The sequence below is a fragment of the Vreelandella hamiltonii genome, assembly GCF_014651775.1.
In the GTDB taxonomy this organism is placed as follows: domain Bacteria; phylum Pseudomonadota; class Gammaproteobacteria; order Pseudomonadales; family Halomonadaceae; genus Vreelandella; species Vreelandella hamiltonii.
Window position 1 is genome coordinate 30,650 of sequence record NZ_BMXN01000026.1, and the last position, 16,507, is coordinate 47,156.

At 59.1% G+C, this 16,507-nt stretch carries 13 protein-coding genes and 2 tRNA genes; 2 read left to right on the forward strand and 13 right to left on the reverse strand.

Annotation, left to right across the window (positions count from 1 at the left end):
- Nucleotides 1–10: 10 nt before the first annotated feature.
- The 10 genes from nusA to rlmE all read right to left on the reverse strand — a co-directional run bounded on the left by nusA (nucleotide 11) and on the right by rlmE (nucleotide 9,079).
- The gene (gene nusA, locus IE091_RS16000; RefSeq protein ID WP_039181366.1) at nucleotides 11–1,525 is read right to left on the reverse strand and encodes a transcription termination factor NusA; all 1,515 of its coding nucleotides are present in this window, start codon (nucleotides 1,523–1,525) and stop codon (nucleotides 11–13) included.
- A 68-nt stretch (nucleotides 1,526–1,593) separates the two neighbouring features.
- Nucleotides 1,594–2,055, reverse strand: a complete 462-nt coding sequence (gene rimP / locus IE091_RS16005) for a ribosome maturation factor RimP (RefSeq protein ID WP_081138051.1) — start codon at nucleotides 2,053–2,055, stop codon at nucleotides 1,594–1,596.
- 283 nt (nucleotides 2,056–2,338) lie between these two features.
- Nucleotides 2,339–2,415: transfer RNA gene (locus tag IE091_RS16010), tRNA-Met, on the reverse strand.
- Between the two features lie 123 nt (nucleotides 2,416–2,538).
- Nucleotides 2,539–2,625, reverse strand: a tRNA-Leu gene (locus tag IE091_RS16015).
- Between the two features lie 30 nt (nucleotides 2,626–2,655).
- Nucleotides 2,656–3,015: a preprotein translocase subunit SecG gene (secG, locus tag IE091_RS16020; RefSeq protein WP_016915922.1), complete on the reverse strand. Its 360-nt coding sequence runs from the start codon at nucleotides 3,013–3,015 to the stop codon at nucleotides 2,656–2,658.
- Nucleotides 3,016–3,019: 4 nt separating this feature from the next.
- Complete coding sequence (tpiA, locus tag IE091_RS16025; RefSeq protein ID WP_039181373.1) at nucleotides 3,020–3,769, reverse strand: triose-phosphate isomerase; 750 nt, start codon at nucleotides 3,767–3,769, stop codon at nucleotides 3,020–3,022.
- Nucleotides 3,770–3,846: 77 nt separating this feature from the next.
- On the reverse strand, nucleotides 3,847–5,211 hold the full coding sequence (glmM, locus tag IE091_RS16030; RefSeq protein ID WP_039181377.1) for a phosphoglucosamine mutase: 1,365 nt from the start codon (nucleotides 5,209–5,211) through the stop codon (nucleotides 3,847–3,849).
- Between the two features lies 1 nt (nucleotide 5,212).
- Nucleotides 5,213–6,124 (reverse strand): dihydropteroate synthase, encoded by a 912-nt coding sequence (folP, locus tag IE091_RS16035; protein ID WP_189464100.1) that lies wholly within the window; start codon nucleotides 6,122–6,124, stop codon nucleotides 5,213–5,215.
- Nucleotides 6,125–6,223: 99 nt separating this feature from the next.
- Nucleotides 6,224–8,218 (reverse strand): ATP-dependent zinc metalloprotease FtsH, encoded by a 1,995-nt coding sequence (gene ftsH / locus IE091_RS16040; protein ID WP_189464101.1) that lies wholly within the window; start codon nucleotides 8,216–8,218, stop codon nucleotides 6,224–6,226.
- A 213-nt stretch (nucleotides 8,219–8,431) separates the two neighbouring features.
- Nucleotides 8,432–9,079 carry a 23S rRNA (uridine(2552)-2'-O)-methyltransferase RlmE gene (rlmE, locus tag IE091_RS16045; protein WP_016915917.1) on the reverse strand — a complete coding sequence of 216 codons (648 nt, stop codon included), beginning with the start codon at nucleotides 9,077–9,079 and terminating at the stop codon, nucleotides 8,432–8,434.
- Nucleotides 9,080–9,193: 114 nt separating this feature from the next.
- On the opposite strand from rlmE, the gene yhbY reads away from it, so the two are divergent.
- A complete protein-coding gene (yhbY, locus tag IE091_RS16050; protein WP_016915916.1) occupies nucleotides 9,194–9,520 on the forward strand; it encodes a ribosome assembly RNA-binding protein YhbY in 327 nt (108 codons plus the stop codon).
- Between the two features lie 129 nt (nucleotides 9,521–9,649).
- On the opposite strand, the gene greA is transcribed toward yhbY, so the two are convergent.
- The 3 genes from greA to carA all read right to left on the reverse strand — a co-directional run bounded on the left by greA (nucleotide 9,650) and on the right by carA (nucleotide 14,574).
- Nucleotides 9,650–10,126, reverse strand: coding sequence for a transcription elongation factor GreA (gene greA / locus IE091_RS16055; RefSeq protein ID WP_039181387.1), 477 nt, complete (start codon nucleotides 10,124–10,126; stop codon nucleotides 9,650–9,652).
- A complete protein-coding gene (gene carB, locus IE091_RS16060) occupies nucleotides 10,123–13,353 on the reverse strand; it encodes a carbamoyl-phosphate synthase large subunit (RefSeq protein WP_189464102.1) in 3,231 nt (1,076 codons plus the stop codon). Before carB ends, greA begins: the two co-directional genes overlap by 4 nt.
- A gap of 75 nt (nucleotides 13,354–13,428) precedes the next feature.
- Nucleotides 13,429–14,574, reverse strand: coding sequence for a glutamine-hydrolyzing carbamoyl-phosphate synthase small subunit (gene carA / locus IE091_RS16065; RefSeq protein ID WP_026001950.1), 1,146 nt, complete (start codon nucleotides 14,572–14,574; stop codon nucleotides 13,429–13,431).
- Between the two features lie 417 nt (nucleotides 14,575–14,991).
- Here carA and IE091_RS16070 point away from each other — a divergent pair, with 417 nt between their 5' ends.
- Complete coding sequence (locus tag IE091_RS16070; RefSeq protein WP_144984282.1) at nucleotides 14,992–16,395, forward strand: DNA cytosine methyltransferase; 1,404 nt, start codon at nucleotides 14,992–14,994, stop codon at nucleotides 16,393–16,395.
- The last annotated feature ends 112 nt before the right edge of the window (nucleotides 16,396–16,507 follow it).

Below are 16,507 nucleotides of genomic sequence, written 5' to 3' on the forward strand. Positions count from 1 at the left end.
CGTGACCTGTTTACTGTGTGTTCGAATCCGATGTGTCGTCGGTTTCGAACCAGGGCGCACGGGCAGTCATGATCAGTGCCGCTGCGCGCGCTTCGTCCAACTCCTCGATATCGACCAGATCGTCGACAGACTGCTCGGCGAGATCTTCCATTGTGACAATGCCGCGGCTGGCGAGAATGAAGGCCAGGTGGCGCTCCATACCGTCCATTTCCAGCAGGTCATCCGCTGGTTGGGCACCGTCCAGCGCTTCTTCCGAGGCAATCGCCATCGTCAGCAGCTCGTCTTTTGCGCGTGCACGCAGCTCTTCCACCAGCTCTTCATCGAACTCTTCGATTTCGAGCATCTCTTCCAGCGGCACGTAGGCAACTTCTTCCAGGGTGGTGAACCCTTCTTCTACCAGCAGGCGGGCAACGTCTTCGTCCACTTCCAGGTGCTGAACGAAAGAGTCCACCAGGCTGTCGATCTCCTGCTCGCGCTTGGATTCCGCCTCGTCTTCGGTCATGACGTTGATACGCCAGCCAGTCAACTCGGACGCCAGGCGCACGTTCTGGCCGCTGCGACCAATGGCCTGGGCCAGGTTGTCCTGGGCGACCGCCACGTCCATCGCGTGGGCGTCTTCGTCCACCAGAATAGACGCCACATCGGCAGGCGCCATGGCATTGATGACCAGTTGCGCCGGGTTGTCATCCCACAGCACGATATCGACGCGCTCGTTCTGCAGCTCGGAAGAGACCGCCTGCACGCGAGAACCACGCATACCCACACAAGCGCCCACCGGGTCGATACGGCGGTCGTTGGTTTTCACCGCGATCTTGGCCCGAGAGCCGGGGTCGCGAGCCGCCCCTTTGATTTCGATCAGCTGCTCGGCAATTTCCGGCACCTCGATCTTGAAAAGCTCGATGATGAACTCTGGGCAGGTACGCGACAGCTGCAGCTGGGCACCACGGGCATCCGGGTCCACCTTGACCAGCAGCGCACGCACTCGCTCGTTCATGCGGTAGCGCTCGCCGTGAATCATCTCGTTGCGCGGCAGGAACGCTTCGGCGTTCTCGCCCAGGTCGATGATCAGGCCATCACGGGTGGTCTTCTTGACGATACCGGCCACCAGCTCGCCTTCACGGTCTGCGTATTGACGCACGACTTCAGCGCGCTCGGCTTCGCGCACTTTCTGGACGATGACCTGTTTGGCGGTTTGTGCGGCAATACGGCCGAACATGGCGTTTTCGATCTTCTGCTCGACCACATCGCCCAACGCCAGCGGCGGATCCCGCTGCTCGGCGATGCTCTGCTTGATTTCGTAGTCAGGCGTCTCGAACTCGTCGTCTTCCACGACGGTCCAGTAGCGGAAGGTGTCGTAGTCGCCGGTTTTACGGTCGATACGCACCCGCACATTGGCTTCTTCGTGCTCGAAACGCTTGCGCGACGCGCTGGCCAGCGCGGCTTCAACCGCTTCGAAAATTACATCACGGGGGACGCCTTTTTCGTTGGAGATCGCGTCCACGACCATTAAGATTTCTTTACTCATGCGTATGCCTCGCCAGAAAACCTGTCCTTTTGTGCGTCGACCCGGCATCTACCGGAAGCCGCCACCCGTTATTCTTCGAACTGCGGGACAACGTGCGCAGCATCAATGCTTTCAATGGGAAAGCAGTACTCTTCGCCTTCCATCTGCAGCAGCACTTCGTCTCCTTCGACCCCAGCCAACAACCCCTGGAACTTGCGTCGGCCATCGAAAGCGAGGCGTAGCTTCAGCGCCACCTGATGGCCCTGGTAGCGAGTGAAGTGATCCAGAGAATAAAGGGGGCGTGCCATACCGGGTGACGAGACCTCCAGGCGATACTCGCCAGGAATCGGATCTTCCACATCCATCACGGCACTGACTTGACGGCTGATATCGGCGCAGTCTTCCACGCTGACGCCGCTCTCACGCTCGATATAAATGACCAGCCGCGAATGCTTGCCCTGGGAAACATGCTCGATGCCCCAAAGCTCGAAGCCCATGGCGGCAACGATGGGTTCGATCAGCGCATGAAGCGCAGCGTGTTTTGTGGCCACAGACAAAGCTCCTATAGCCGTTGCATCAGGCGCCTGGCCAGGAGTCTTGATAAAAGCCAGGAGGCTGATTGGCATTACCTGGGAATGTGTCTCTGGCTACTGAACAACGTCCGCGCGTGAGACACTCTTGGCTCGCAAAAAAGCTACTAACAAAAAGCCCCTTCACAGGAAGGGGCTTTTCGAAAGAAACCTGTAATACCATTTTAGCAACATGTTGCGATCTTTTCGCTGCCTTGAAACAAATTGCGAACTGCTTCACGACACTGCAATGTTGCTAAATAAATGGTAGCGGGGACCGGATTTGAACCGATGACCTTCGGGTTATGAGCCCGACGAGCTACCAGACTGCTCCACCCCGCATCAATCTAGGTCGACGATAATAGACACTTAAACTACTGACGTCAAGTGCTGTTTTCGTCTCAGGTGCCAACCCTGACTTTCTTTGGCAAATACTCTGGGAAGCTGGCGAGCCAGCGAAACAGATGGTGCCGAAGGCGGGACTTGAACCCGCACGACCATACGGTCACTACCCCCTCAAGATAGCGTGTCTACCAATTCCACCACTTCGGCATCAGGGGAGGCCAAAGAAAACGCGGCTGATTACTCTCCGCTTTCCTCAAGCACTGGCGCGGTATTATCCATACTTGCAGGGCTGTCGTCAAGCGTAGGAATGCTGCGCTGCTGCTCGATCAGGCGTGCGTCGGGAATGCCCGCTTCCGGTGCCTGGCCTGCCTGGGTAGCAAAGTACGCCAGCGCCATGGAGGTGACGAAAAAGCCCGCCGCCAGCACACCCGTGGTGCGAGAAAGGAAGTTACCGCTACCCCGCGAACCAAACACCGTTTGCGATGCGCCGCCACCGAAGGCAGCCCCCGCTTCAGCGCCTTTACCCTGCTGAAGCAGGATGAGTACTACCAGGGCGACCGCAATCACCACATGAACCATAAGAATTGCAACTTGCATGGCGTTATCCTGCTGACTGACAAATGGCGTAGAAATCGTCGGTTTTAAGCGAGGCACCGCCCACCAAACCGCCGTCGATATCCGGCTGAGCAAGCAGCTCTGCCGCATTACTTGCATTCATGCTGCCGCCGTAAAGCAGCTTCAACTGCTCGGCCAGCGACGCATCGAACCCTGCCTGGTAGGCACGAATACCTGCCATCACTTCTTGTGCCTGCTCCGGCGAGGCCGTGCGCCCGGTGCCGATGGCCCAGACAGGCTCGTAGGCAATCACCACCTGACGACGCTGCTCTGGCTCCAGCCGCGCCATGACGTAGCCTACCTGGCGCAAGACGACGTCCATGGTCTGGCCGGCATCACGCTCCTCGAGGGTCTCGCCGACACACAGAATCGGCGTCAAGCCGACATCCAGCGCGGCTACCAACCGGTTGAATACCTGCTCATCGCTTTCACGATAGAGCTGGCGACGCTCGGAGTGGCCCACCAGCACGTAGCCAACGCCAAACTCCTTGAGCATGCGTCCACTGACTTCACCGGTGTGGGCGCCGGAATGCTGAGGATTGAGCGTTTGCGCGCCCAGCGCCAAAGGCGTATCACCAAAGGCATGACGCGCCATGTCCAGGTACGGAAAAGGCGGAATAATGACCACCTCGACACCTTTCGGCAGCGTGGCGGAGGCAAACGTTTTACCAAACGACTCGATCAATGCCGCCGAACCGTTCATTTTCCAGTTACCGGCAATCAAGGGCGTGCGCATGGGTGATCCTCAATCCAGGTGGAGCGAAATGGTATAGGAGCCGCCTTGTCAAGACAACCGCTGTGACGAGTCCTGCGTTATTTGCCGGCGTCGTCACCCAGCAGCGCCTGCACCTGCTGTGCCAGCCGATTCGCCAGACGGTCGACATCCAGATGGGCACGGCCTTCCACCATGACCCGAATCAGTGGCTCCGTCCCCGAGGCGCGCAGCAGCACGCGCCCCTGATCGCCCAGCTCGGTTTCCAGCGCCGCCACGGCGTCCTGCAAGGGCGGCGCTGCCATTACCTGGCGGGCATCGGAGCCTGCCGGTAGCCGCACGTTGACCAGCGACTGAGGGACTTTTTCGAGCCCCTTGAGCAGGGCAGGCAGCGGCTTCTGCTCGCGAACCATCAAGGCCAGCACCTGCAGCGCGGACACGATGCCGTCGCCGGTGCTCTGCACATGACCACACACGATATGCCCCGAAGCCTCGCCCCCCAGCTCCCAACCGTTGGCAGCCATCATCTCCATGACGAAGCGGTCGCCCACTTTGGCGCGCTGAAAGGGAATACCCAGCCGCTCCAGCGCCATGGCCAGCCCAAAATTGCTCATCAGGGTGCCCACCACGCCACCTTCCAGCAGGCCACGCTCGAAACGGTCACGGGCGATCAGGTAAAGGATGTCATCGCCATCTACTTCCCGGCCGTCGGCATCCACCAGCAGCACGCGGTCGCCGTCGCCATCGAAGGCTACGCCCAGGTCGGCCCCTTGCTGAATGACCGCGGCACGTAGCGCAGCGGGATGGGTGGACCCCACCTGTTGGTTGATATTCAATCCGTCGGGGGACGCCCCAATCACGCTGACATCGGCCCCCAGCTCGCGGAATACGCTGGGGGCGATATGGTAAGTGGCCCCATGGGCGCAATCCAGCACCACTTTCAGGCCATGCAGGCTCAGCCTGTCCGGCAGCGTGGATTTACAGAACTCGATATAGCGGCCCGCTGCATCGTCGATACGCGTCGCCTTGCCCAGCTGCGCGGCCTCGGCCGTGGTCAGCGGCGCTTCCAGCATGGCTTCGATACGGTCTTCGATCTCATCGGGCAACTTCTTACCTTCGGCAGAGAAAAACTTGATGCCGTTGTCATCGAAGGGGTTGTGCGAGGCCGAAATGACGATCCCGGCATCCGCCCGGAAAGTGCGCGTCAGGTAGGCAATACCCGGCGTGGGCATCGGCCCCAGCAGCGACACATCCACCCCGGCGGCAGACAGTCCCGCCTCCAGCGCCGACTCGAACATATAGCCGGAAATACGCGTATCCTTGCCGATCAACACCCGGGTGCGGCCCTTTTCGCGACGCAACACCTGCCCGGCAGCCCAACCCAGTTTGAGCATGAAATCAGCCGTAATCGGCGCCTGTCCTACCGTGCCACGAATACCATCGGTACCAAAATAACGACGCGTCATGTCAAGACTCCTTCTTCACGAGCGGCTCACAGCCTTCTTGCAGCACGGCCCAGGCCATATTCACGGCATCCACCGTGGGCCCTACATCGTGCACCCGAATCACTTTGGCTCCGCGCTCCACCGCCATGGCAGCTAGCGCCAGCCCTCCCGCCAGGCGCTCTTCCACAGGACGGCCCAGCACCTTACCAATCATGCTCTTGCGCGACATGCCCACCAGCAGCGGCAAGCCCAGCTCGTTCAGCGAGGCCATGTGCTTCAACAGCTGCAGGTTATGCTCGACGGTTTTGCCAAAGCCAAAACCGGGGTCCAGCAGCAGCCGATGACGACGCAGCCCCACCGCTTCGCAGGCCGCGATCCGCTCCGCCAGGTAGGCCGCCACGGCCTGCTCCACCGGCACATCGTAGCCAGGCGAGTGCTGCATATCCTGCGGCTCACCCTGGCGATGCATCAGACATACCGGCAGGCCACTGCTGGCCGCCGCCATCAGAGCGCCATCGCGCTCCAGGGCACGCACATCGTTGATCATGCCCGCTCCCAGCGCGCTCACCTCACGCATGACCAGGGCGCTGCTGGTGTCCACCGACACTAGCGCATCCAGCTCACGCACCAGCGCCTCTACCACCGGAGCCACCCGGTCCAGCTCCTGCTGTTCGGTGACCGGCGTGGCACCTGGGCGGGTCGACTCTCCTCCCACATCGATCATCGCCGCGCCTTCCGCCAGCATGCGCTCGGCATGGCGCAGCGCATCATCGAGGGCCACATGCTGCCCACCGTCGGAAAACGAGTCCGGGGTAACGTTCAATATGCCCATCACCCGTGGAAACGAGAGATCGAGCGAATGGCGACCACAGCGCAGGTGAAACGCATCTTCCGGGACGTGCGGAGCCGAGATAGGGTCAACGATCGGATTCATCTTGCCGCCTGAAATCAAAAAAATTCACTGTCATTGGCCACAGGATAACAAAAAGGCGCCCCGCTGGGGCGCCTTTGCTGGTTTGCGTGATGGCCTGGCTCAAGAGCCCGCCGACCCACCCAACGGGTCCGAAGGGCGACGACGCGGCTCGTCATCGTCTTCTTCGCTATCGCCTTCCGAGGAAGCTTCAGGCTCTTCTGGTTTCGCTTCCGGCTTGTCGCCACCTACCGGAGAGCCGCCACCCGAAGAGTCACCGTCACCCCAGCCTTCCGGCGGGCGAGGGTCACGCCCTTCCATGATGTCTTTCAGCTGATGCGCATCGATGGTCTCGTACTTCATCAGCGCTTCGGCCATGGCATCCAGCTTGTCGCGGTTGTCATGCAAAATCTGGCGCGCCTGCTCGTAGCACGAGTCGATGATCTTGCGCACTTCCTTATCGAGGCGCGTGGTGGTTTCGCCGGACTTCAGCTTGCCGCCACCCTGGCCCGGGCCACCGAGGAACTGGTGAGACTCGTCCTCGTCGTACATGATCGGACCCATTTCATCCGAAAGCCCCCACTTGGCCACCATGTTATGGGCCAGCTCCGTGGCGCGCTTGATGTCGTTGGAAGCACCCGTGGTGACACCGTTGGGCCCAAGCGTCATCTCTTCGGCAATACGACCACCGAACAGTGAGCAGAGCTGGCTGATGATCTGCTGGCGCGACAGGCTGTAACGATCCTCTTCCGGCAGGAACATCGTCACACCCAGAGCGCGGCCACGGGGAATAATCGTGACCTTGTAGACCGGGTCGTGCTCGGGCATGACCAGACCAATGATCGCGTGACCTGCCTCGTGGTAAGCGGTATTGAGCTTCTCTTTATCGGTCATGACCATGGATTTGCGCTCGGCGCCCATCATGATCTTGTCCTTGGCCAGCTCAAGCTCTTCCATGCCTACCAGGCGCTTGTTACGACGCGCCGCAAACAGGGCAGCCTCGTTCACCAGGTTGGCCAGGTCGGCACCGGAGAAGCCAGGCGTACCACGGGCAATCAGCTGCGGCTTCACGTCATCGGCCAGCGGCACCTTGCGCAGGTGAACGCCCAGAATATGCTCACGGCCACGGATATCCGGCAAGCCCACGGTTACCTGACGGTCGAAGCGGCCCGGGCGCAGCAGCGCGGGGTCGAGTACGTCCGGACGGTTGGTGGCCGCAATCACGATGATGCCTTCGTTGGCTTCGAAACCGTCCATCTCGACCAGCAGCTGGTTCAGCGTCTGCTCGCGTTCATCGTTACCGCCACCCATGCCGGTGCCGCGCGAGCGACCCACGGCATCGATCTCGTCGATGAAGATGATGCAGGGCGCCTGCTTCTTGGCCTGCTCGAACATGTCGCGTACGCGGGACGCACCCACGCCCACGAACATCTCGACGAAGTCGGAACCCGAGATGGAGAAGAACGGTACCTTGGCCTCACCGGCAATGGACTTGGCCAGCAGCGTCTTACCGGTACCGGGAGGACCGACCATCAGCACGCCACGGGGAATGGTACCCCCCAGACGCTGGAATTTGGTGGGGTCGCGCAGGAAGTCGACCAGCTCTTCCACCTCTTCCTTGGCCTCGTCACAGCCCGCCACGTCAGCAAAGGTGGTCTTGATCTGGTCTTGCGAGAGCAGCTTGGCCTTCGACTTGCCAAAGCTCATCGGGCCACCCTTGCCACCACCGGCACCGCCTTGCATCTGGCGCATGAAGAACATGAAGATCGCCAGGATCAACAGGATCGGGAAACTGGCAATCAGCAGCCGCGTCCAGATGCTTTGCTGTTCAGGCTCCTTGCCGACCACCGTGACATTGTTGCTCAGCAGGTCGTCGATCAGCTTGGGATCTTCTGCGGCAGGGCGGATGGTCTGGAACTGCGAACCATCGGTCCGCTCACCGGTGATGGTATAGCCATCGATGGTGACGCTGCGGATCTGCTGATTTTGCACCTGCTGCACAAACTGGGAGTAGTTGGTGCTTTGCGGCGCGCTTTCCGTACTGAAATTGTTGAACACTGTCAGCAGAACGGCCGCGATGACCAACCACAGAATCAGGTTCTTCGCCATATCGTTCAAGGGGCTACCCTCATTACAAGAATCCGTCAGTTAACCGTTAGTACTCAGACCTTACACTAGAGTTTAACGTTCAACCATTGCCAAAGCGCATAACGCCCTGGGCCATCTGTGTCACGCTCGTCCAATGTGCATAATGTGACACACCTTACGCCTGCCTGTCTGGCAATCGTGGTGATAAATCGTCGCTATCGTGGCCATGCACGCGGTCACTTGCTAACCGCGAAAGCCTTCGGCCAGAAAATAGACTTCTCGTGAACGGGCCCGTGAAGCATCCGGCTTACGGGTCACTACGCGCTGAAAGCTGCCGCGCAGCTCCTTCAAATAGGTGTCGAAGCCCTCCCCCTGAAACACTTTGACCAGAAAACGCCCCTTGGGCGAGAGCGTTTCACGCGCCAGCTCCAGAGCAAGCTCGACAAGGTACATGGCCTGTGGCTGGTCGATGGCGGCCATACCACTCATATTGGGGGCCATGTCGGACATAACAAGGTCTACCGGTCGATTTCCCAACCGCTCGAGAATCGCATTGAGTACACGTTCTTCGGTAAAGTCGCCCTGAATGAAGTCGACCCCTGCCAGGGCGTCCATCTCCAGAATGTCGGAGGCGATCACGACACCTTCCGGGCCAACCTTCTCGGCGGCGATCTGACTCCACCCGCCAGGCGCTGCACCCAGGTCGATCACCGTCATGCCATTGCGAAACAGCTTGTCCTTCTCATCCAGCTCCAGCAGCTTGTAGCTTGCCCGGGAGCGATAGCCATCCTGCCAGCTCTGTTTCACGTACTGGTCGTCGAAATGTTCTTTCTTCCAGTTGTTGCTGGTTTTGCTCACTGAATGTTTACGGCTTGGAGGCTTTTGCTGCATAGAGGCATCTGACGCTGGAATAAGAGATGGGCGCATTGACGGGATTGCTTTCACTTGACGGCATTTCACCGTAAGATGGAACGTTAAGCGCTAACCGGGATACCGCAAGATACCATGAGCTTGTCACAGGCACAAAAGAAAGCATTTCGTAGCATTGGCCACCATTTGAACCCCGTGGTCACCGTTTCTGAGAACGGCGTCTCCGAAAACCTGCTCGCAGAACTCAGCCGCGCGCTCAACGACCACGAGCTGATCAAAGTGAAGCTCGCCCTGCCCGAGCGGGATGATCGCGCCGCGATGATCAACGAGTTGCTGGCTGACAGCAAGGCCGAGCTGGTGCAAACCATCGGCAAGATGGCGCTGCTGTACCGTCGTAACCCCAAGGCCAACCCCAAGCTCTCCAATGTGACCCGCTTCGAGAACCACCACGGGCGGCACTGACGCAGGGCCGTTTGGCTGAGCGGACGCTTGGCTGAACGGATCTGGCGCCCATCATAAAGCAGCGCCAGACGAAAAGGCCCGGTGCAGGAAACTGCACCGGGCCTTTTTCATGGCGCTAGCGGAACGTGATCAGAGGTGCTCGACGCTCTCGATTTCGTACTCCACGTCGCCACCAGGGGTTTTCACCACTACCACGTCGCCCTCTTCCTTGCCGATCAGCGCGCGGGCAATGGGCGATGTCACGGAAATGCGCCCGGCCTTGATGTCCGCTTCGTCTTCACCCACGATGCGGTACGTCACGCTGGCGTCGCTGTCCAGGTTCAGCAGTGACACGGTGACGCCAAAGATCACCTTGCCGGTTTTCGGCAGCTTGGTGACGTCGATCACCTGGGCACCGGAGAGTTTGCTCTCGATTTCCTGAATACGGCCTTCGATGAAGCCTTGCTGTTCGCGCGCAGCGTGGTACTCGGCGTTCTCCTTGAGATCGCCGTGCTCACGCGCTTCGGCGATGGCGGCAATCACCTGAGGGCGAGCTTCGCTCTTCAGATGGTTGAGCTCATCGCGAAGGCTCTTCTCTCCCGCAACCGTCATCGGGACCTTGTTCATTGCGTTGCTCCTGCGTGCAGATCCTGAAGGCGCCGCACCGTAATCTCCCTACCGTACTCCAGCGCCATGCAAACAGCATTAGCGCCCGCCAAGGTGGTCGCATAGGGCACCTTGCGCGCAAGAGCAGTACGGCGAATGATCGAAGAGTCGTTGATTGCCTGACGACCTTCGGTGGTATTCACGATGTAGGCGATTTCGTCGTTCTTCAGCAGATCGACGATATGGGGACGGCCTTCATTGACTTTATTGACGTGCTCCACGGGCAGCCCGGCGGCTTCGAGGGCCGCAGCGGTACCGCGTGTTGCACATAGCGTGAAGCCCAATGTTAGCAGAGAACGAGCCACTTCGATAATCCCCTGCTTGTCCGGCTCGCGTACCGACAGGAACGCCTTGCGGTCGCCTTCCAGCGCCGGAATCGCCTCACCCGCGCCCAGCTGCGCCTTGAAGAAGGCTTCGGCGAAGGTATCGCCCGAGCCCATGACTTCACCGGTGGACTTCATTTCCGGCGAGAGGATCGGGTCCACGCCCTGGAACTTGTTGAACGGGAAAACGGCTTCCTTGACGCTATAGAAGTGCGGCACGATTTCACGCTCGAAGCCCTGCTCCGCCAGGGTCTTGCCTGCCATGCAGCGGGCGGCAATCTGCGCCAGCGAGGTGCCGATGCACTTGGAAACGAAAGGCACGGTACGCGAAGCACGCGGGTTGACCTCGATCACGTAGATATCGCCATCCTGCCAGGCCAGCTGCACGTTCATCAGGCCTTTCACGCCCAGCTCGACGGCCATTTTCTTGACCTGTGCGCGCATCTCGTCCTGCACGTCGGCGGGCAGCGAGTAGGGTGGCAGCGCACAGGCAGAGTCGCCAGAGTGAACGCCTGCCTGCTCGACGTGCTGCATGATGCCGCCGATGACCACCTGATGACCATCGGAGACCGCGTCGATGTCCACTTCCACTGCCGCGCTGAGGAAGTGATCCAGCAGTACCGGCGAGTCGTTGGAGACCTTGACCGCGTTGGTCATGTAGTTTTCGAGCTCGGAGGCGTCGTAGACGATCTCCATGGCACGGCCACCCAGTACATAGCTGGGACGCACGACCAGCGGGTAGCCGATCTTCTCGGCCTTGGTGAAGGCTTCTTCGAAGCTGCGAGCCGTGGCGTTGGGCGGCTGCTTCAGGCCGAGCTTGTCGATCATCACCTGGAAGCGCTCGCGGTCTTCGGCGCGGTCGATGGCATCCGGCGTGGTACCGATGATCGGCACGCCTGCCGCTTCAAGCTCACGGGCCAGCTTCAGCGGCGTCTGGCCGCCGAACTGGACGATGACGCCCACCGGCTTCTCCTTGTCGGCGATTTCCAGCACGTCTTCCAGCGTCACCGGCTCGAAGTAGAGGCGGTCGGAGGTGTCGTAGTCGGTGGAGACGGTTTCCGGGTTGCAGTTGACCATGATGGTTTCATAGCCGTCGTCGCGCATGGCGAAGGCGGCGTGCACGCAGCAGTAGTCGAACTCGATACCCTGTCCGATACGGTTCGGGCCACCGCCCAGCACCATGATCTTCTGGCGATCCGACACGTCCGCTTCGCACTCCTCTTCATAGGTGGAGTACATGTAGGCGGTATCGGAGGCAAACTCGGCGGCACAGGTGTCGACGCGCTTGTAGACAGGACGAATCCCTGCTGCCTGACGCGTCTTGCGGAACTCCTTCTCGGAGACGCCCAGCAGCTTCGCCAGCCGCGCATCGGAGAAGCCCTTGCGCTTGAGCTGGAACAGCTCACGCGCCGAGAACTCTGCCAAGGCGCGCTTGGACACGGCGGCTTCGGTGAGAATCAGGTCTTCCATTTGCACCAGGAACCAGCGGTCGATGTTGGTCAGCGCAAAGATCTCATCCACGCTCATGCCCGCACGCATGGCGTCGGCGACGAAGAAGATGCGCTCGGCACCCGCTGCCTGCAGCTCGCCCTTGATCTGGGCCATGGCTTCGTCGGTGAACTCGGTGATGATCGGGTCGAGGCCATCGTTGCCGGTTTCCATGCCGCGCAGCGCTTTCTGCAGCGACTCCTGGAAGGTACGGCCAATGGCCATCACCTCGCCCACCGACTTCATCTGGGTGGTCAGGCGGTCGTTGGCCTGGGGGAACTTCTCGAAGGTGAAACGCGGAATCTTGGTGACCACGTAATCGATGGAGGGCTCGAACGAGGCCGGGGTCTGGCCGCCGGTGATGTCGTTCTGCAGCTCGTCCAGGGTGTAGCCCACCGCCAGCTTGGCAGCGATCTTGGCAATCGGGAAACCGGTAGCCTTGGACGCCAGCGCCGAGGAGCGCGACACCCGCGGGTTCATCTCGATCACCACCATGCGACCGGTTTTCGGGTCCATACCGAACTGCACGTTCGACCCCCCGGTTTCCACGCCGATCTCGCGCAGCACGGCCAGAGAGGCGTCGCGCATGATCTGGTACTCTTTATCGGTCAGCGTCTGGGCAGGCGCGACGGTAATCGAGTCGCCGGTGTGTACGCCCATGGGGTCGAAGTTTTCGATGGCGCAGACGATGATGCAGTTGTCGTTGCGGTCACGCACCACTTCCATCTCGTACTCTTTCCAGCCCAGCAGCGACTCGTCGATGAGCAGCTCGTGGTTGTTGGAAAGCTCGAACCCACGGGTACAGATCTCTTCGAACTCTTCCTTGTTGTACGCCACGCCGCCGCCGGAGCCGCCCATGGTGTAGGAAGGACGAATGATGGTCGGGAAGCCCAGCTCTGCCTGAATCTCCCAGGCCTCGTCCATGGTGTGCGCCACTTTGGCCTTGGGGCACTCCAGGCCGATGTTCTTCATCGCCTTGTCGAACAGGTCGCGGTCTTCGGCCTTGTTGATGGCATCGGCGTTGGCACCGATCATCTCGACGCCGTACTTGGCCAGCACGCCGTGCTTGTCGAGGTCCAGCGCGCAGTTCAGCGCCGTCTGGCCGCCCATGGTGGGCAGGATCACATCCGGGCGCTCGGCTTCGATGATCTTCTCTACCGCCTGCCAGGTGATCGGCTCGATGTAGGTGGCATCGGCCATGGCCGGGTCGGTCATGATGGTGGCCGGGTTGGAGTTCACCAGAATGACCCGGTAGCCCTCCTCGCGCAGCGCTTTACAAGCCTGGGCGCCGGAGTAGTCGAATTCGCAGGCCTGGCCGATGACGATCGGACCAGCGCCAATGATGAGAATGCTGTTGATATCGGTACGCTTAGGCATAACGGTTCCCGCAAAAAGTGGTGACGATGAGCATCGAGGCGACGTAACTGGGCAATGAGCGGCAGCGCGGCTGACTTAGCGGCGCGCCTGCATCATCGCGATGAAGCGATCGAACAGCGGCGCTACATCGCGCGGGCCGGGGCTGGCTTCCGGGTGCCCCTGGAAGCTGAAGGCCGGGCGGTCGGTGCGCTCGATTCCCTGCAAGGTGCCGTCGAACAGCGAACGGTGCGTGGCGCGCACGTTGCTGGGCAGGGAAGCTTCATCGGCGGCAAAGCCATGGTTCTGGCTGGTGATCATCACCGTGCCGGTGTCCAGGTCTTGAACCGGGTGGTTGGCGCCGTGGTGGCCGTGGCCCATCTTGACGGTTTTCGCGCCAGAGGCCAGCGCCAGCAGCTGGTGGCCCAGGCAGATACCAAACACCGGGGTGTCGGTTTCCAGCACTTCCTGGATCGCCTTGATGGCGTAATCGCAGGGCTCGGGGTCGCCGGGGCCGTTGGCCAGGAAGACGCCGTCCGGGTTCATGGCCAGCACGTCTGCCGCAGGGGTTTGCGCAGGCACCACCGTCAAGCGGCAGCCACGGGCCGCCAGCATGCGCAGGATGTTGAATTTCACGCCGTAATCGAAGGCCACCACATGGTAGGGGCGCTCACCCTGGCTGGCATCCGCGTAACCTTCGCCCAGGGTCCACTCGCCTTCCGACCACTCATAGGCCTCCTTGCAGGAGACTTCTTTCGCCAGGTCCATGCCCTTCAGGCCCGGAAACGCCTTCGCCGCCGCCAGCGCACGCTCGACGGCATCATCACCTTCGGCCTCGGCACCTGCCAGAATCGCCCCGTTCTGAGCGCCCTTGTCACGCAGAATGCGCGTCAAGCGGCGGGTGTCGATATCGGCAATGCCCAGCACGTTCTGGCTGACCAGATAATCGGAAAGGCTCTGTTCGGAACGGAAGCTGCTGGCCAGCAGGGGGAGATCGCGAATCACCAGGCCCGCCGCCGCAATGGAAGCGGACTCGATGTCTTCGGAATTGATGCCGGTATTGCCGATATGCGGGTAGGTCAGGGTGACGATCTGGCGGGTATAAGAGGGGTCGGTGAGAATTTCCTGATAGCCGGTCATGGCTGTATTGAACACCACCTCACCGCTCGTGATTCCCTCCGCGCCGATGGCCGTTCCATGAAACACACTGCCATCTTCCAGGGCCAATATCGCGGGTTTGCTCAATGCGGGGTTATTCAAAACACGTTCTCCCATGCTGGTGGGAGCCTGTGGGCGCAGGCTCGGCGATCCGGTTACGGCGTTTGCGTACAAACGTCGGGTCGTAAAAAAGCGGGACGAAGCCGACAATAAAAAAATCGGTTTCATCCCGCTTGTTGTTCTCTTTCCGTGGCCTTCATAACGGTGTTGGCCATGGCGCAGCATGTCGCTGACTACTTTTCCCACTTGACGACCAGTGCAACAAGCGCGGTGCTCTTTCGACAGCTTGGTGCTTGACTGCCGATATGGTGCTGCTTTTTGCAGCCACTGGGCCAAAATTTTTGGAATGTTACAGCATTTACCAGAAAAAAACACCCCCGTTGACACATCAAAATAATACAGTGACTATAGGTACCCGAAGAGGTTTCGAAGAGGAAACTAGATATGGGTACCCACATCAGCATCGACGATGCCGCAACAATACTTGGTATAAGCCCCCAGTACACACGCCGCCTTTGCCGCCAACAGATACTCAAGGCAGAAAGAATTGGCAATACTTGGGCTGTCGATTCTGAAAGCGTTACACGCTATAAAACTAGAACAGGTCATGCTGTCGCAGAGGATCATCCAGCATATATAGATGCTTCAGCCGACCCTAACAAGCCTATCGCGCTGAGTTTTTTTTCTGGCGCAATGGGCTTTGATTTAGGCATTGAAAAAGCAGGATTTGATATCCGTTTGGCTTGTGAATTCGACAAATACTGCCGCGAAACAATATTACTCAACCGTCCTAACACCGCCTTGCTTGGTGATATCAACGCTTACTCAGCATCGCAAATTACCGAAGCTGCGCAGGTAGATATCGGCAGCATCGACTTAATGATAGGAGGCCCACCCTGCCAAGCATTCAGCACTGCAGGAAAGCGGAAAGCTTTTAATGATGACCGTGGCAATGCTTTTCTCACATTTATCAATTTAGCTATCAAGCTGAAGCCACGATATCTCGTCATTGAGAATGTCCGCGGACTACTTTCATGCCCTATGGACCACCGACCTCACAGTCAACGCGGCCCAGGCTTTCCCGATCTATCACTCGATGAAATGAAAGGCGGCGCCCTCAATTTTATTTTATGCCTGCTAAAAAAAGCCGGTTACGCATGCACATTCAATCTTTATAATTCTGCTAACTTTGGCACACCTCAAACACGTGAAAGAGTAATTATAGTGTGTTCCCGCGACGGAAATGCAGCACCCTTCTTACAACCAACTCACTCTCATGAAGGAACCCACGGATTACCTAAGTGGAAAACTTTCAGAGAAGCAGTTGCTGGCTTAAAGAGCCATACACACTTAAACTTCCCAGAGAAACGCCTCAAGTATTATCAGCAAATAAAAGCCGGGCAAAATTGGCGCTCACTACCCACTAGCATGCAAAAAGAAGCATTAGGAAAATCATTTTTCTCTGGCGGAGGAAAAACTGGATTTTTGAGACGACTTAGTTGGGACAAACCTGCTCCGACACTCGTTACTCACCCAGCCATGCCCGCTACAGACCTTGCTCACCCAGAAGAAAATCGGCCTCTATCAATAGAAGAGTATAAACGAGTCCAGGAGTTTCCCGATAGCTGGCAGATAGCTGGGCCATTGGTGCAACAGTACAAGCAGATTGGCAATGCAGTGCCTACCAGCCTAGGTTACGCCGTCGGCATATTAATAAAAAATCTGCTAGACGATAAGGCAACATTACCACCGGATGACTTTAAGTTTTCAAGATATCGTGAGACTTCTCACTATGAGTGGCGCCAAGCATTTGAGCGTCAACAAGAAACGACGCTATCGTTATTCTAGTCAATGAACCTGAATCCGTGAAGCCGGCGCCGACACTTTCCCTATCACCGCCAGCGAGCACTTTTTGATCATTCGCCCCGTGCAAGTTGGCTTTCGCAAGCCCGTTATTGCC